The 13793-nt window shown below is 67.1% G+C and carries 15 protein-coding genes and 3 pseudogenes; 8 read left to right on the top strand and 10 right to left on the bottom strand.

Annotation, left to right across the window (positions count from 1 at the left end):
* Positions 1–143: 143 nt before the first annotated feature.
* The 7 genes and pseudogenes from rfbC to A5781_RS07715 form a co-directional block, all read right to left on the bottom strand.
* Positions 144–752, bottom strand: coding sequence for a dTDP-4-dehydrorhamnose 3,5-epimerase (rfbC, locus tag A5781_RS07740; RefSeq protein WP_067203491.1), 609 nt, complete (start codon positions 750–752; stop codon positions 144–146).
* A complete protein-coding gene (gene rfbB, locus A5781_RS07735; protein ID WP_067203489.1) occupies positions 753–1748 on the bottom strand; it encodes a dTDP-glucose 4,6-dehydratase in 996 nt (331 codons plus the stop codon).
* Positions 1749–1774: 26 nt separating this feature from the next.
* Positions 1775–2641, bottom strand: a complete 867-nt coding sequence (locus tag A5781_RS07730) for an LLM class F420-dependent oxidoreductase (RefSeq protein WP_067203487.1) — start codon at positions 2639–2641, stop codon at positions 1775–1777.
* 25 nt (positions 2642–2666) lie between these two features.
* The gene (locus tag A5781_RS07725) at positions 2667–3509 is read right to left on the bottom strand and encodes an LLM class F420-dependent oxidoreductase (protein WP_067203485.1); all 843 of its coding nucleotides are present in this window, start codon (positions 3507–3509) and stop codon (positions 2667–2669) included.
* 29 nt (positions 3510–3538) lie between these two features.
* Positions 3539–3880 (bottom strand): annotated as a pseudogene (locus tag A5781_RS26535) (sensor histidine kinase); the annotation flags it as partial.
* An 840-nt stretch (positions 3881–4720) separates the two neighbouring features.
* A pseudogene (locus A5781_RS26530) lies at positions 4721–4846 on the bottom strand (hypothetical protein); the annotation flags it as partial.
* A 182-nt stretch (positions 4847–5028) separates the two neighbouring features.
* Positions 5029–6714 carry an FAD-dependent oxidoreductase gene (locus A5781_RS07715; protein ID WP_067203481.1) on the bottom strand — a complete coding sequence of 562 codons (1686 nt, stop codon included), beginning with the start codon at positions 6712–6714 and terminating at the stop codon, positions 5029–5031.
* A 274-nt stretch (positions 6715–6988) separates the two neighbouring features.
* Here A5781_RS07715 and infA point away from each other — a divergent pair, with 274 nt between their 5' ends.
* From infA to truA, 8 genes are all read left to right on the top strand, one after another.
* Positions 6989–7210: a translation initiation factor IF-1 gene (infA, locus tag A5781_RS07710; protein WP_046182346.1), complete on the top strand. Its 222-nt coding sequence runs from the start codon at positions 6989–6991 to the stop codon at positions 7208–7210.
* A gap of 40 nt (positions 7211–7250) precedes the next feature.
* On the top strand, positions 7251–7364 hold the full coding sequence (gene rpmJ / locus A5781_RS24875) for a 50S ribosomal protein L36 (RefSeq protein ID WP_003879483.1): 114 nt from the start codon (positions 7251–7253) through the stop codon (positions 7362–7364).
* Between the two features lie 151 nt (positions 7365–7515).
* A complete protein-coding gene (rpsM, locus tag A5781_RS07705) occupies positions 7516–7890 on the top strand; it encodes a 30S ribosomal protein S13 (RefSeq protein ID WP_007167900.1) in 375 nt (124 codons plus the stop codon).
* Between the two features lie 6 nt (positions 7891–7896).
* Positions 7897–8313: a 30S ribosomal protein S11 gene (rpsK, locus tag A5781_RS07700; RefSeq protein WP_067203479.1), complete on the top strand. Its 417-nt coding sequence runs from the start codon at positions 7897–7899 to the stop codon at positions 8311–8313.
* A 9-nt stretch (positions 8314–8322) separates the two neighbouring features.
* A complete protein-coding gene (gene rpsD / locus A5781_RS07695) occupies positions 8323–8928 on the top strand; it encodes a 30S ribosomal protein S4 (protein ID WP_067203477.1) in 606 nt (201 codons plus the stop codon).
* Between the two features lie 77 nt (positions 8929–9005).
* A complete protein-coding gene (locus tag A5781_RS07690; protein WP_067203475.1) occupies positions 9006–10049 on the top strand; it encodes a DNA-directed RNA polymerase subunit alpha in 1044 nt (347 codons plus the stop codon).
* A 59-nt stretch (positions 10050–10108) separates the two neighbouring features.
* Positions 10109–10747 (top strand): 50S ribosomal protein L17, encoded by a 639-nt coding sequence (rplQ, locus tag A5781_RS07685; RefSeq protein WP_067203472.1) that lies wholly within the window; start codon positions 10109–10111, stop codon positions 10745–10747.
* Entirely contained in the window at positions 10734–11585 is an 852-nt protein-coding gene (gene truA, locus A5781_RS07680; RefSeq protein ID WP_156624460.1) for a tRNA pseudouridine(38-40) synthase TruA, read from the top strand. Before rplQ ends, truA begins: the two co-directional genes overlap by 14 nt.
* On the opposite strand, the gene A5781_RS07675 is transcribed toward truA, so the two are convergent.
* From A5781_RS07675 to A5781_RS26105, 3 genes and pseudogenes are all read right to left on the bottom strand, one after another.
* Positions 11582–12202: a cutinase family protein gene (locus A5781_RS07675; RefSeq protein ID WP_067203573.1), complete on the bottom strand. Its 621-nt coding sequence runs from the start codon at positions 12200–12202 to the stop codon at positions 11582–11584. The two genes, truA and A5781_RS07675, sit on opposite strands and share 4 nt — an antisense overlap.
* Before the next feature lie 57 nt (positions 12203–12259).
* Positions 12260–13120, bottom strand: coding sequence for a cutinase family protein (locus tag A5781_RS07670; RefSeq protein ID WP_067203470.1), 861 nt, complete (start codon positions 13118–13120; stop codon positions 12260–12262).
* A 444-nt stretch (positions 13121–13564) separates the two neighbouring features.
* Positions 13565–13793 (bottom strand): annotated as a pseudogene (locus A5781_RS26105) (hypothetical protein); the annotation flags it as partial.

The following is a 13793-nucleotide window of genomic DNA, read 5'->3' as shown; positions in this document are numbered from 1 at the left end:
ATCCGCCGGCCATACCTCGCTACCAGGGCCATCGTAATCGTCACCGACGGCGAATTGAGGGAATTCAGGTTTCCAGATCGTTCAACGACCTCGCCGCGCAGGGCGGTTTCGACTCAAAAGGCTCGATGGCCTAACGACGCCGATTATTTGCTGCGCATCCCGTCGATGAACTTCTGCGTCTCGTTCCAGCTGGGCAAAAGCCCAGCGCCGCGGACTTCGTCCAAGCTGGGCGCGGCAGCGTCGCGGTCGGACAGGCTGGGGGCAGCCCCATTCACCGGCGGCCAGTCGACCCCGATCGCCGGATCGGTCGCGCAAATGGTGTGTTCGCGCTGCGGGTTGTATTCGGCGGAGCACAGGTACATCACCGTCGAATCATCCTGGAGGGCAAGGAAGCCGTGCGCCAGGCCTTCGGAAAGGTAAATCGTCCTGCGGTCCTGGTCGTCGAGCAATACCGAGTCCCACTGCCCGAACGTCGGCGAACCCTCGCGGATGTCCACCACGACGTCGAAAACCGAGCCGCGCACGCAGGTCACATATTTGGCCTGGCTTGGCGGCAGCTGGGCGAAGTGCAGGCCGCGCAACACACCGGCCGACGAAACCGAACAGTTCGCTTGCCGAACATCCAAGCGGTGACCGGCGAACTCGGTGAACCCCCGGTCGGTGAGCCATTCGAAGAACAATCCACGGGAATCACCGCGAATGGTGGGGGTGATCTCCCAGGCGCCGGGGATGTCGAGTTCGCGAACCTTCATCTACTGACCACGCTCCTCGTAACGGGCTTCCGCAGCGTCCTTCAAAGGGCGCCACCATGATTCGTTGGCACGATACCAGTCGATGGTGGCGCTCAATCCCTCTTCAAAATCGGTATGCTTTGGGGCCCAACAAAGTTCGTCGTACAACATCGACGGGTCGATGGCATAGCGCAGGTCGTGACCGACGCGGTCGGTCACGTGGTCGAAGTCATCGGGTTCGTGCCCCATCATCTTCAGCAGCGTGCGCAGCACACTCAGGTTGTCGCGCTCGCCCTCGGAGCTGATCAGGTACGTGCGGCCGATTTCGCCCTTTTCCAGGATCCGTCGCACGGCGCTGTTGTGGTCGTCGACGTGGATCCAGTCGCGGACATTGGCGCCGCTGCCGTACAGCTTGCACCGCCGGCCGGTGAGCACATTGGTGATCTGGCGCGGAATGAACTTCTCGACGTGCTGATACGGCCCGTAATTGTTGGAGCAGTTCGAGATCGTCGCGCGCACGCCGTAGGACCGCACCCAGGCCCGCACCAGCATGTCGGCGCCGGCCTTGGTGGCCGAGTACGGGCTGGACGGGTTGTACGGCGTCGACTCGGTGAATCGGTGGGGGTCGTCGAGCTCGAGGTCGCCGTAGACCTCGTCGGTCGAAATGTGGTGCAGCCGCACGCCGTGGCGCCGCACCGCTTCTAGGATGGTGAACGTCCCGACGACATTGGTGTGCAGGAACGGCCCCGGGTCGTCCAACGCGTTGTCCACGTGGCTCTCCGCGGCGAAGTGCACTACCGCGTCGGACTCGGCGACCAGCCGGGAGACCAGCTCGGCGTCGCAGATGTCGCCCACCACCAGCCGGACGGCGTCCTCGACGCCGGCCAGCGACTCCCGCCGGCCGGCGTAGGTCAAGGCGTCGAGCACCGTCACGGAATCTTCCGGGTGCTCCCGGACCGTGCTGTGCACGAAATTCGCGCCGATGAAGCCAGCGCCGCCGGTGACCAGTAACCGCATGCCCAAACCCTAACCGAGCGAGTCGGTCAGCTTGCGTCAGTCAGCCCCAGCGGCCCGGCCAATTCACTCAGCACGCGAATCACCTCGTCGTCGCCGGCCGCGTCGAGCACTTGGACCGCCACGTGGTCGGCGCCGGCGTCGATGTGTTCGTTGAGGCGTTGCGCAATGGCCTCGACGGTGCCGTACGCCACCACCGCGTCGATGAGCTTGTCGCTGCCCGGCTTGCGGACATCGGCCTCGCTGAAGCCTGTGCGCAGCCAGTTGTTCACATAGTTACTCAGGTCGAGGTAGAAGTCGGCATACCTGCGGCCGACGGCGCGGGCTTCGTCCGCGTCGGTGGTGAGCACCACCTTGTGTTCGGGCGCGAGGAACACGGAGTTCCCGATCAGTTCGCGCGCCTTGGCCGTGTGTTCCGGGGTAGTCAGGTATGGGTGCGCACCGGCGCTGCGCTGCGCGGCCAGCCGCAGCACGCGCGGCCCGAGCGCCGCGAGCACCCGGCGGCTGGTGGGCACCACCGCCGCGTCGAGCTCGTCGAGGTAGCAGGCCAGTGCGTCGTACGGCTTGACGTACTCCTTGGTGTGCTCGGGGTGTCCCACCCCGACTCCGAGCAAAAACCTTCCGGGATGGGCGTTTTCGATGCGCTTGAAGGACTCGGCGACGGCCGGGGCCGGCGCGGTCCAGATGTTGACGATCCCGGTGGCCAGTTGCAGCGACGTCGTCCGCTCCAGGGCCGGTTCCACCCACGACAGCTCGGCATCCGGTGAACCGCCGATCCAGGCGGCGCCGTAACCCAGCGACTCGATCCGCGCCGCCAGTTCGGGGGTGATGGAGCGGGTGGGCAGCCACACGCCGAACCGGCCCAGGTCGGGTTTGAGTGCTACTGGCTCGGTCATCTACGTCCCCCTCGTGCGTCGTCTGCTAGCTCAGGCCGAGCGGCCCGGCCAATTCGGCCAGAGCCGCAACCAGGTTTTCATCCTTCGTCAGGACCTGCACGGGCACGTGGTCGGCGCCCGCATCGAGGTGCTCTTTCAGCCTTGCCGCGATCGCGTCGGGGGTGCCGTAGGCCACCACCGCGTCGACCAGGCGGTCGCTGCCCGGCTTGGTGACCTCCTCGTCGGTGAAACCGAGCCGCTTCCAGCTGTTGCGGTAGTTGGCGAGCTGGAAATAGATGTCGAGCGCCCTGCGACCTACCGCACGGGCCTTCTCTGGGTCGGTGGTCAGCACCGCCTTGTGTTCGGGCGCCAGGAACGCCGACGGGCCGATCAACTGGCGCGCCTGAGCGGTGTGCTCGGGCGTGGTGAGGTACGGGTGCGCCCCGGCGGCGCGCTCGGCCGACAGCTTGAGGACGCGCGGGCCCAGGGCGGCCACCACCCGGCGGTTGGCGGGCACCCCGTAGTCGTCCAGCTGCTGCAGGTACTCGGCGAGCGCGTCGTAGGGCTTGCGGTACTCGGTGTGCGCCTCGGGATGGCCGACCCCGATGCCCAGCAGGAAGCGGCCGGGGTAGGCCTTGTCGATGCGGTGGAACGACTCCGCCACCGGCTTGGCCGCCGCCGTCCAGATGTTGACGATGCCGGTGGCCACCTGCAGGGTGGTCGTCGCTTCGAGGATGGGCTCCACCCAGGCCAGCTCGGCCGGCGGCGAACCGCCCACCCACACGGCCCCGTAGCCCAGGGATTCGATGTCTTTGGCTTGTTGTGGCGTCACGCCGCGTCCGAACGATCCGAACCGGCCGAGGTTGGGCTTGCTCGCTGCATCGGTCATGGTTGTTCCCAACCGGGGGCGTGGTGCGGCTATTCCGGAAGGTCTACCTCCGCGGGCGGCGGCGTCTCGAGCGGCAGCAGCACGATGAACCGGGTATCGCCGGGCGTCGATTCCACGCGCAGATCCCCGCGATGCTTCTTGACGACGATGTTGAAGGCCAGATCCAGTCCGAGGCCGGTGCCCTCGCCGAACGGTTTGGTAGTAAAGAACGGCTCGAAGATGTGCTCGCGCACGTCCTCGGGCACCCCGGGCCCGGTATCGCAGATCTCGACGCGGGCCATGTTCTCGCCCTCCCGGCAGGTGCGGATGGTCAGCGTGCCGCCGGTGTCGCGCATCGCGGCGATCGCGTTGTCGATGACGTTGGTCCACACCTGATTGAGATCGCCTGGGTAACAAGGGATTTCGGGAAGCGATTGGTCGAAGTCCTTGGCCACGGTGATCACGGGATGCTTGCCGGCCTCCTTGCTCGCGTCCTTGGTCAACCGGTCGGCGAACATCACCAGCGTGCTGCGCAGCAACTCGTGCACATTGGCCACCTGGAACGGGGCCCGATCAAGCTGCGAGTACTGCTTGGCGTCGGCGACCAACGCCGAAATCCGTTTGCTCGCTTCCAAAACCTGGTTCATCAGCAGCTCGCTCTCGATGGTGTAGTTGATCCACCGGATCGCCTCCTCCAACGAGGTCGACGCGAGTTCCTCACTGACCGTGGAAATCCGCTCCAGCCAGTCGGTGTCGATGCCGCCTTCGACGAAGGTCGGCGCGATGTCCCACCCGCCCTCGACGCCGTGGTCTTCCAACCAGTCGCCGACGGCGTCCTCGCGGTCGGCGGTTTCCATGGCGCTCAGGTGCTCCGACGCCGACTTGGCGACCTGCTCGGCCACCTCCTGCTGCAGGTGGACCAGCGCGCTGAGCGCCTCGGGACTGACCGTGCCGTCGGCGAGCATCGCCAGCTTGCCCCGCATGCCGGCGACCCGGCCGCGCAGGTCGGCCGCCGCACGGGCGATGGCCGCCGCGGGGTTGTTCAGCTGATGCGTCAGCCCGGCCGACAGCCGGCCCAGCGCCAGCAGCTTCTCCCGGTTGTCGATGATCCGGCGGGTCCGGTCGGTGCCGACGGCGATGCCGTCGAGCAGGTGGACCGCCATCGGGAACTGGTCCTTCATGAACCGGGCGAACACCGGCGCGTCCATCACGAAGAACCGCGACGGCTTGGTCACGTGCACCGAGGCGTCGTAGCTCTTCTGCTTCCCGCCGGTGAACGCCCGCCACGCTCCGCAATACACGCCGCGCTGCGAGGTGCGGTTGGTTTCGATGTCCTGGCCGCCGGAGAGCTTGGACATCGTCAGCTCGCCCTCGATGAGGACGTAGAAGCAGGTCGCCGGCTCGCCCTCGACGCAGATCGGGCCCGGTTCGTAGTTCTCGATGTGCCCGTTGGCGCACAACACCGCCAGCTGCTCGTCGGTGAGCGCTTCGAACAGGAACAGGCTGCGCAGCTCGTCGGGCTCGCACGGCGTCTTGGCGGTCACGATTCCGCCAGGTAGCGGTGCACCAGCATCACGGCCATCGATCCCTCGCCGACGGCGGCCGCGACGCGCTTGGCGGACTCGGCCCGCACGTCGCCGGTGGCGAACACGCCCGGCACGCTCGTCTCGAGGTGGTGGGGCGGGCGGTCCAACGTCCAGCCGCAAACGTTGCGCAGGTCCGGCCCCGTGAGCACGAAGCCGTGGTTGTCGCGGGCGAGCACCCCGTCCAGCCACTCGGTGCGCGGCGCGGCGCCGATGAAGATGAACATGCGGGCGCAGGTGACGTCCTCGGTGTCCCCGGTCCGGTTGTCGACCAGGGTCAGCCGCTCCAGGTGGTCGTCCCCGACGGCGCGGCGCACCTCGGTGCAGGTGCGCACCGTGATGTTGGGTCGTTGCCGGATCTGCTGGATGAGGTAGTAGGACATCGAGGCGTCCAGCGACGGCGCGCGAACCACGATGGTCACCGACTTGGCCTCCCGGGACAGGTACATCGCGGCCTGGCCGGCGGAGTTGGCCCCGCCGACGACGTAGACCTCCTCGCCCGCGCATTCCGACGCGATGGAGACGGCGGCCCCGTAGTAGACGCCGCGGCCGGTCAGCTCGCCGCAGCCCTCCGCCGGGAGCTGGCGGTAGGCGACGCCGGTGGCCAGGATGACGGCGTGCGCGTCGACCGAACCGCCGTCGGCGAACCGCACGGTGCGCTTGGGGCCGTTGACCTCGAGCGCCGTGGCGGTGCGGGCGGTGATGAGTTCGGCGCCGAACTTCTCGGCCTGCCTGCGGGCCCGGTCGGCTAGCTGGCCGCCCGACACCCCGTCGGGGAAGCCCAGGTAGTTCTCGATGCGTGAGCTCTGACCCGCCTGGCCGCCCGTCGCGGTGCGTTCGATGAGGACCGTGCGCAGCCCCTCCGAGGCGCCGTACACGGCGGCGGCCAGGCCCGCCGGCCCGCCGCCGATGACGATCAGGTCGTAGAACTCCTGCGACGGCGTGGTGGTCAGTCCCAGGGTGTCGGCCAGCTGCGCGTCGGTGGGCTCGATCAGGGTGTCGCCGCGTTCGGTGACGACGATGGGCAGCCGCAGGCCGTCCTCGCCGGCGGCCTTGAGCAACCGCTCGCCGTCGGGGTCGTCGGCCATGAACCACGAGTAGTGCAGCCCGTTGCGGGCCAGAAAGTCGCGCACCTGCCACGACCGCTCCGACCAGCGGTGCCCAATCACCTTGGTGTGCGGGATGGGGTGTTCGGGCGCCGCGCGCCAGGCGTCCAGCAGCGCGTCGACGACGGGGTAGAACTTCTCCTGCGGCGGATCCCACGGCTTGAGTAGGTAGTGGTCCAGGTCGACGACGTTGATCGCGTCGATGGCGGCGTGGGTGTCGGCGTAGGCGGTGAGCAGCACGCGGCGCGCCGCCGGGTACAGGTCCATCGCCTGCTCGAGGAATTCGATGCCGCTCATCTGCGGCATCCGGTAGTCGGCGATCAGCACAGCGACCGTCTCGCCCCGCAGCTTGAGCTCCTTGAGCGTCTCCAGGGCGTCGGGGCCCGACTCGGCGCGCACGATCCGGTGCCGGTCGCCGTATTGGCGACGCAGGTCGCGGGCGACCGCGCGGGAAACCGAAGGATCGTCGTCGACGGTCAACAGGACCGGCTTGCGAGGCTGAACTGAGGGGGTTGCGGGGCTCGCGGGACTCGTCATCGGGGTTAAGTATGCCCTCGTCAGGGCGCTGGCGGCAGGTCGAGGAGGGCGGTTTATCGGCCGGTTGGATTTCGCTGCCAGCGATTTTGGGTCAGGGCGCTGACCAGGTATCGTGGGACAACGGTGCGTCATCCGCGCCGACTTTTTGCGTGCCCTGTCTTAGGAATTTCCTGGAATTTCCTGCCCTTGGCTCACGTTTCTAGTCGGGCGAATGCTGCGCCGATATGGGCGCACACAAGGATACGAAACCAAAGACGAGGATTTCTGAGAAGTTATGGCCAAGAAGGAAGGCGCCATAGAGGTCGAGGGCCGCGTGGTCGAGCCCCTGCCCAATGCGATGTTCCGCATTGAGCTGGAGAACGGTCACAAGGTGCTCGCCCACATCAGCGGCAAGATGCGGCAGCACTACATCCGCATCCTGCCCGAGGACCGGGTGGTGGTGGAGCTGTCTCCCTACGACCTGTCCCGGGGCCGCATCGTGTACCGGTACAAGTAAGCCCGAATCTGACAACGAGAAAGAACAGGATCGATCAGCCGTGAAGGTGAACCCGAGCGTCAAGCCAATCTGTGACAAGTGCAGGGTGATCCGTCGGCATGGGCGGGTCATGGTGATCTGCTCCGATCCGCGCCACAAGCAGCGCCAGGGCTAGCCGCTAAGCGCTTGCTACACAACTGAATGCAGACCTCCCAGCACCACTGAGCGGATAGGCCGCTCATCCACGCCCGGACGGAGGCCGGGCCCCGCAAAGCGGGAACGGGCTGGGAAAAGACCTCCGCCGAGAAAAAGAGGAAACGCCACCTATGGCTCGACTAGTAGGCGTCGATCTGCCGCGTGACAAGCGGATGGAGATCGCGCTGACTTACATCTTCGGCGTCGGCCGTACCCGGTCGAACGAGATCCTGGCAGCTACGGGGATCGACAAGGACCTGCGCACCAGGGACCTGACCGACGACCAGCTGACCCACTTGCGTGACTACATCGAAGCGAACCTCAAGGTTGAGGGTGACCTGCGCCGCGAGGTGCAGGCCGACATTCGCCGCAAGATCGAGATCGGCTGCTACCAGGGCCTGCGGCACCGCCGCGGACTGCCGGTGCGCGGCCAGCGGACCAAGACCAATGCGCGCACCCGCAAGGGCCCCAAGCGCACCATCGCCGGCAAGAAGAAGGCCAGGTAATCGCCCATGCCACCAGCCAAGAAGGCATCCTCTGCGCCCAAGAAGGGGCAGAAGACCCGCAAGCGGGAAAAGAAGAACATCCCGCACGGTGCCGCGCACATCAAGAGCACGTTCAACAACACGATCGTGAGCATCACCGATCCGCAGGGCAACGTCATCGCCTGGGCGTCGTCGGGCCACGTCGGCTTCAAGGGTTCGCGGAAATCGACCCCATTCGCCGCGCAGCTCGCCGCCGAGAACGCCGCGCGCAAGGCGCAGGAGCACGGCGTGAAGAAGGTCGACGTGTTCGTCAAGGGCCCGGGCTCGGGCCGGGAGACGGCGATCCGCTCGCTGCAGGCCGCGGGCCTCGAGGTAGGCGCGATCTCCGACGTCACCCCGCAGCCCCACAACGGCTGCCGTCCGCCCAAGCGCAGAAGGGTCTAGGAAACAATCATGGCTCGTTACACCGGACCCATCACCCGCAAGTCGCGCCGGCTGCGCACCGACCTCATCGGTGGCGACCAGGCCTTCGAGAAGCGCCCCTACCCGCCGGGTCAGCACGGCCGCGCGCGGATCAAGGAGAGCGAATACCTGCAGCAGCTGCAGGAGAAGCAGAAGGCCCGCTTCACCTACGGCGTCATGGAGAAGCAGTTCCGCCGCTACTACGAAGAGGCTTCCCGGCAGTCCGGCAAGACGGGTGAGGAGCTGCTCAAGATCCTGGAAAGCCGACTGGACAACGTCGTGTACCGCGCCGGGCTGGCCCGCACGCGCCGGATGGCCCGCCAGCTGGTCAGCCACGGCCACTTCAGCGTCAACGGCGTGCACGTGAACGTCCCCAGCTACCGGGTGTCGCAGTACGACATCATCGATGTGCGGGACGGCTCGCTGAACACGGTGCCGTTCCAGATCGCGCGGGAGACGGCGGGCGACCGCCCGATCCCGAGCTGGCTGCAGGTGGTGGGGGAGCGTCAGCGCATCCTGATCCACCAGCTGCCCGAGCGGGCGCAGATCGACGTGCCGCTCGCCGAGCAGCTGATCGTCGAGTTCTACTCGAAGTAAGAGCACCCTGCACCGAACCCGGTGCAGGTCTGAACGGCATCAAATAGCGGGTGCCGAGAAGGAGAAGAAGAAACACCATGCTGATCTCTCAGCGACCCACACTGTCGGAGGAAGTCCTCACCGACAGCCGCTCGCAGTTCGTCATCGAGCCCCTGGAGCCCGGATTCGGTTACACCCTGGGCAATTCGCTGCGCCGGACGCTGCTGTCGTCGATTCCCGGCGCGGCCGTCACCAGCATCCGCATCGACGGCGTGCTGCACGAGTTCACCACCGTCGCCGGGGTGAAGGAAGACGTCACCGCGATCATCCTGAACCTCAAGAGCCTGGTCGTGTCCTCCGAGGAGGACGAGCCGGTCACCATGTACCTGCGCAAGCAGGGCCCGGGTGCGGTCACCGCGGGTGACATCGTCCCGCCCGCCGGTGTCACGGTGCACAACCCCGACATGCACATCGCGACGCTGAACGACAAGGGCAAGCTCGAGGTCGAGCTCGTCGTCGAGCGTGGCCGCGGTTACGTCCCGGCCGTGCAGAACCGGGCCTCCGGCGCCGAAATCGGCCGCATCCCGGTCGATTCCATCTACTCGCCGGTGCTCAAGGTGACCTACAAAGTCGACGCCACCCGTGTCGAGCAGCGCACCGACTTCGACAAGCTGATCCTGGACGTCGAGACCAAGAGTTCGATCACCCCGCGCGACGCGCTGGCATCGGCCGGTAAGACCCTGGTCGAATTGTTCGGCCTGGCACGCGAACTCAATGTCGAGGCCGAGGGCATCGAGATCGGGCCGTCGCCGGCCGAGGCCGACCACATCGCCTCGTTCGCGCTGCCGATCGACGACCTGGACCTGACGGTGCGGTCGTACAACTGCCTCAAGCGCGAGGGCGTGCACACCGTCGGCGAGCTGGTGAGCCGCACCGAGTCCGACCTGCTCGACATCCGCAACTTCGGTCAGAAGTCCATCGACGAGGTGAAGGTCAAGCTGCACCAGCTGGGCCTGTCGCTCAAGGACAGCCCGCCGAGCTTCGACCCGTCGCAGGTCGCGGGCTACGACGTGGCCACGGGCACCTGGTCCACCGAGGGCGCCTACGACGACCAGGACTACGCGGAAACCGAACAGCTGTAAAGAATTCCGTCCCGGCCCTACCTGATACGGGGGCCGGCCCCCAATGAGGAGATAGTGCAATGCCCAAGCCCACCAAGGGCCCCCGTCTCGGCGGGTCGTCTTCCCACCAGAAGGCCCTGTTGGCCAACCTGGCGACATCGCTCTTCGAGCACAACCAGATCAAGACGACCGAGCCGAAGGCGCGGGCGCTGCGGCCGTATGCGGAGAAGCTGATCACGCATGCGAAAAAGGGCACGCTGCACAATCGTCGCGAGGTGCTGAAGAAGATCCGCGACAAGGACGTCGTGCACAAGCTGTTCGACGAGATCGGGCCGTTCTTCGCCGACCGCAACGGCGGATACACCCGCATCATCAAGGTGGAACCGCGCAAGGGCGACAACGCCCCGATGGCCGTGATTCAGCTGGTGCTGGAGAAGACGGTGACCTCGGAGGCCGACCGGGCGCGCCGGGCGAAGTCTTCCAAGAAGTCTGACGCGCCCGTCGCGGCCGCGGCGGCGCCTCAGGCGGCGGTCGAGCCCGAGGAAGCCGTCGGCCCGACCGCCGACGAGGTGACCGAGCCGGCCGAGACGTCGGAAGCCGAAGCCGGCGAGACCACCGAAGCCCAGGCCAAGGCCGAGGAGAAGGCCGATAAGGCCGTCGCCGCGAGGGCCGAAGCCGAGGCCGCCGAGAAGGCGGACGACGAGGCTGACGAGAGTTAGCGACGCCGTCCGTCTGCGGCTCAACATCGCCTACGACGGAACGGAATTCGCGGGCTGGGCACCCCAGTCCGGCCAGCGCACCGTCGCCGGAGTGCTCGACGAGGCGCTGACGACGGTCTTCCGTGCGTCGATGCGGTTGCGGGCGGCCGGGCGCACCGACACCGGGGTACACGCCACCGGTCAGGTGGCCCACGTGGATGTGCCGCCGGCCGCGCTGCCGCACGCCTACCCGCGCTCGTCGCGTGTCGGGGAAACGGAATTCGAGCCGCTGGTGCGCCGGCTCGGCCGGTTCCTACCCACCGATGTCCGGGTGCTCGACATCGCCCGCGCTCCAGCGGGTTTCGACGCCCGGTTCTCGGCGCTGCGGCGTCATTACGTGTACCGGCTGTCGACGGCGCCCTACGGGGTGGAGCCGCAGCGGGCCCGCTACGTCACCGCGTGGCCGCGCCCCCTGGATGTGGACGCGATGGCCGCCGCGTCGCGAGACCTGTTGGGGTTGCACGACTTTGCCGGGTTCTGCCGTCATCGGCCCAACGCCACCACCATCCGCGACCTGCAGCGCCTGGACTGGTCGCGCGACGGTGACCTGATCACCGCGCACGTCAGCGCCGACGCGTTCTGCTGGCAGATGGTGCGCTCGTTGGTGGGGGCGCTGCTGGCCGTGGGCGAGCACCGCCGCCCGGTGTCGTGGTGTCGTGAATTGCTCACCGCCACCAGCCGTTCCAGTGACTACGCGGCCGCGCCGGCGCACGGGCTGACGCTGGTCAGCGTCGACTATCCGCCCGATGACCAGCTGGAGGCGCGCAACCAGGTCACCCGGGACCTGCGCAGTCGCTAAACCTTGGCCGCGACGAAATTGGCCGCCTGGTTGGTCAATCCGGGCACGTAGCTCAGGTGCGATGCCCACCGGGTGCCGCCCGAGCAGATCGGGTCGCCCGGGTTGCACAGGTCGATGGTCTTGCCGGCGAATTCCGGGGTTAGCGCGCTCATCAGCTGGCCCGCCCGGCTCGACGGATTCCCGAACAGGGCGACGGCGGCGACGTGATCGGCGGCCGCCGCCGGCAGCGGCTGGCGAAAGCCCAGGCCGGGCAACGGTGCGGCCGTGACGATGTCGACGACGGCGGCCCCCTGCGAGTAGCCGCCGAGCACCAGCTTGGTGTTGGGGCAGTTGCCCGCCATCTGCTGGATGTGGTTGCTGGCGTCGTTGGCGCCGTCCGCGGCGGCCAGGAAGTCCTTGTTTGCCGGATAGTTCACCCCATATGAGCCAACGCTTTTGCCGGTCTGCTGGCGCAGCGAGTTCACGAACGCCCCGCCGACCTTGCCGACGCCGGGCGGTTCGTCGGTTCCGCGGGCGAACACCACCTCAACGCCGGGGCACGAGGCGAAGGCCTGCGGAAGCAGTTGGGGAGCAACCACTATCGCGGCGCCCGCGAGCAGCCCGGCGCCTAGCGTCAATGGAATGAGCCGCACCCCACGATGTTAGGGGCGCGTTGGTCTCGTGCCGGTAACGATTCAGACGAGAGGAGCTTGCGGAGTCACCGTGGTCGGCGCGGCCGGCGCGGCCGGCGCGGGCGCCGGGTCGGTTCCGCCGTGGATCGACGGCGCCGACCCGGGCGGGTTCTGGCCGTACACCGGTGACGGCGTGCCGCCGGGCTGGTTCGGAACGGGGCCCAGCGGCGGCCCGAACGCGGGGCTGGACGGGCTCGAGCCGGCCAGTTTCTGGGCGACGAACGCCGCGGCCTGGGTGGTGTACACGGGGACGTAGCCCTCGGTGTGCCCGCTCCACTCGTTACCGGCCCCGGCGTGGCAGATCGGGTCGTTGGGGTTGCAATAGTCGGCGGCCTTCGAGCCCAGCAGCGCGCTCTGGCTGGGCAGCGTGCCGCCGGCGCGGTCGGCCACGTCACCGAACGTGACGACGGCCGCGATGTTGTTGGCGTACTGCGCGGGCAGCTTGTTGCCCCAGCTGATGCCGCCGATCGGGACGCCGGCCACGATGTCCATCACCGACGCGCCCTGCGAGTAGCCGCCCAGCACGATCTTGGTGTTCGGGCAGGTCTCCACGCTCTTCTTGACGCGGTCGATGGTGTCGTTGGCGCCGTCGCCGCCGTGCAGCTGCAGCTTGCTGGCGGCGTAGTTCACCCCGTAGGGCAGGATGTTCAGGCTGGTCTGCTGGCGCAGCGAGTCCACCAACGCGTCGCCGACGCGGCCCAGGCCGGCCGGCTCGTTGGTGCCGCGGGCGAAGATGACCTCGACGTCCGGGCAGTCGAAGGCGGAGGCGATGGGCGCCGCGGCGGGGGACAACAGCAGGCCAGACGCGGTGACCAGTGCAGAGGCCCCGAGCCCGACGCAGCGACCTATCCGGTGAGAACGCACGCCGTAACTTTACCTACCCTAAGCACGGTTCGAAAGTTCGCTGACCTGTGGATCAATTAAGCGCTCGCGCGGACGTGCGATTTCAACCCAAATCAGGAGACGGATTTGACAATTTCCGGGCGATCTGGGGTGTTCACTTCCAGCTCCAGCAGCGTCGGTCAGTTCAACCGCGCCTTTTACAGCTGCTTCTAGCGGAAGCGTCGTGCCAATACCGGTACTTGCGTCGGTCGCCGGACTGTAGTCATCGGAAAAGCGCGCGGCTCGGCCTGCCCAGATCAGAATCGGCAAGTGAATAGCGCTCTGCGACAACCGACTTTAAATCGCGTACGGGGTCGGACGAACTGCAGATAGCGAATGGGTCTTGATGTCAACATCAGCATCCAACCAACACGGGTCTAACGATTCCAACGAAGACGTCTCGATGCGGCGACACTTGGCGGCAGATTAGTAGAGGTAAACACGTGCACTGCGGCCGCCAGTGCATGTGATCCAGTCGTCGGAACCGTAAGCCACGCATTGCATTAGGAAGTTGGTGCCGTCGCATATGGCGCCGGGGACAGTGTTGCAATCCACGGCTCCTGGCGCGGACACGGTGCGAAGTTGGCGGCTGGCGTTGCCGTACTCGTTCCAATACCTGTCTCTTATACACATCTGACGCTGCCGACGATCGCAT

This window comes from Mycobacterium sp. 852002-30065_SCH5024008, assembly GCF_001665645.1.
GTDB lineage: Bacteria > Actinomycetota > Actinomycetes > Mycobacteriales > Mycobacteriaceae > Mycobacterium > Mycobacterium paraffinicum.
This window is presented reverse-complemented; position numbering and strand designations above follow the sequence as displayed.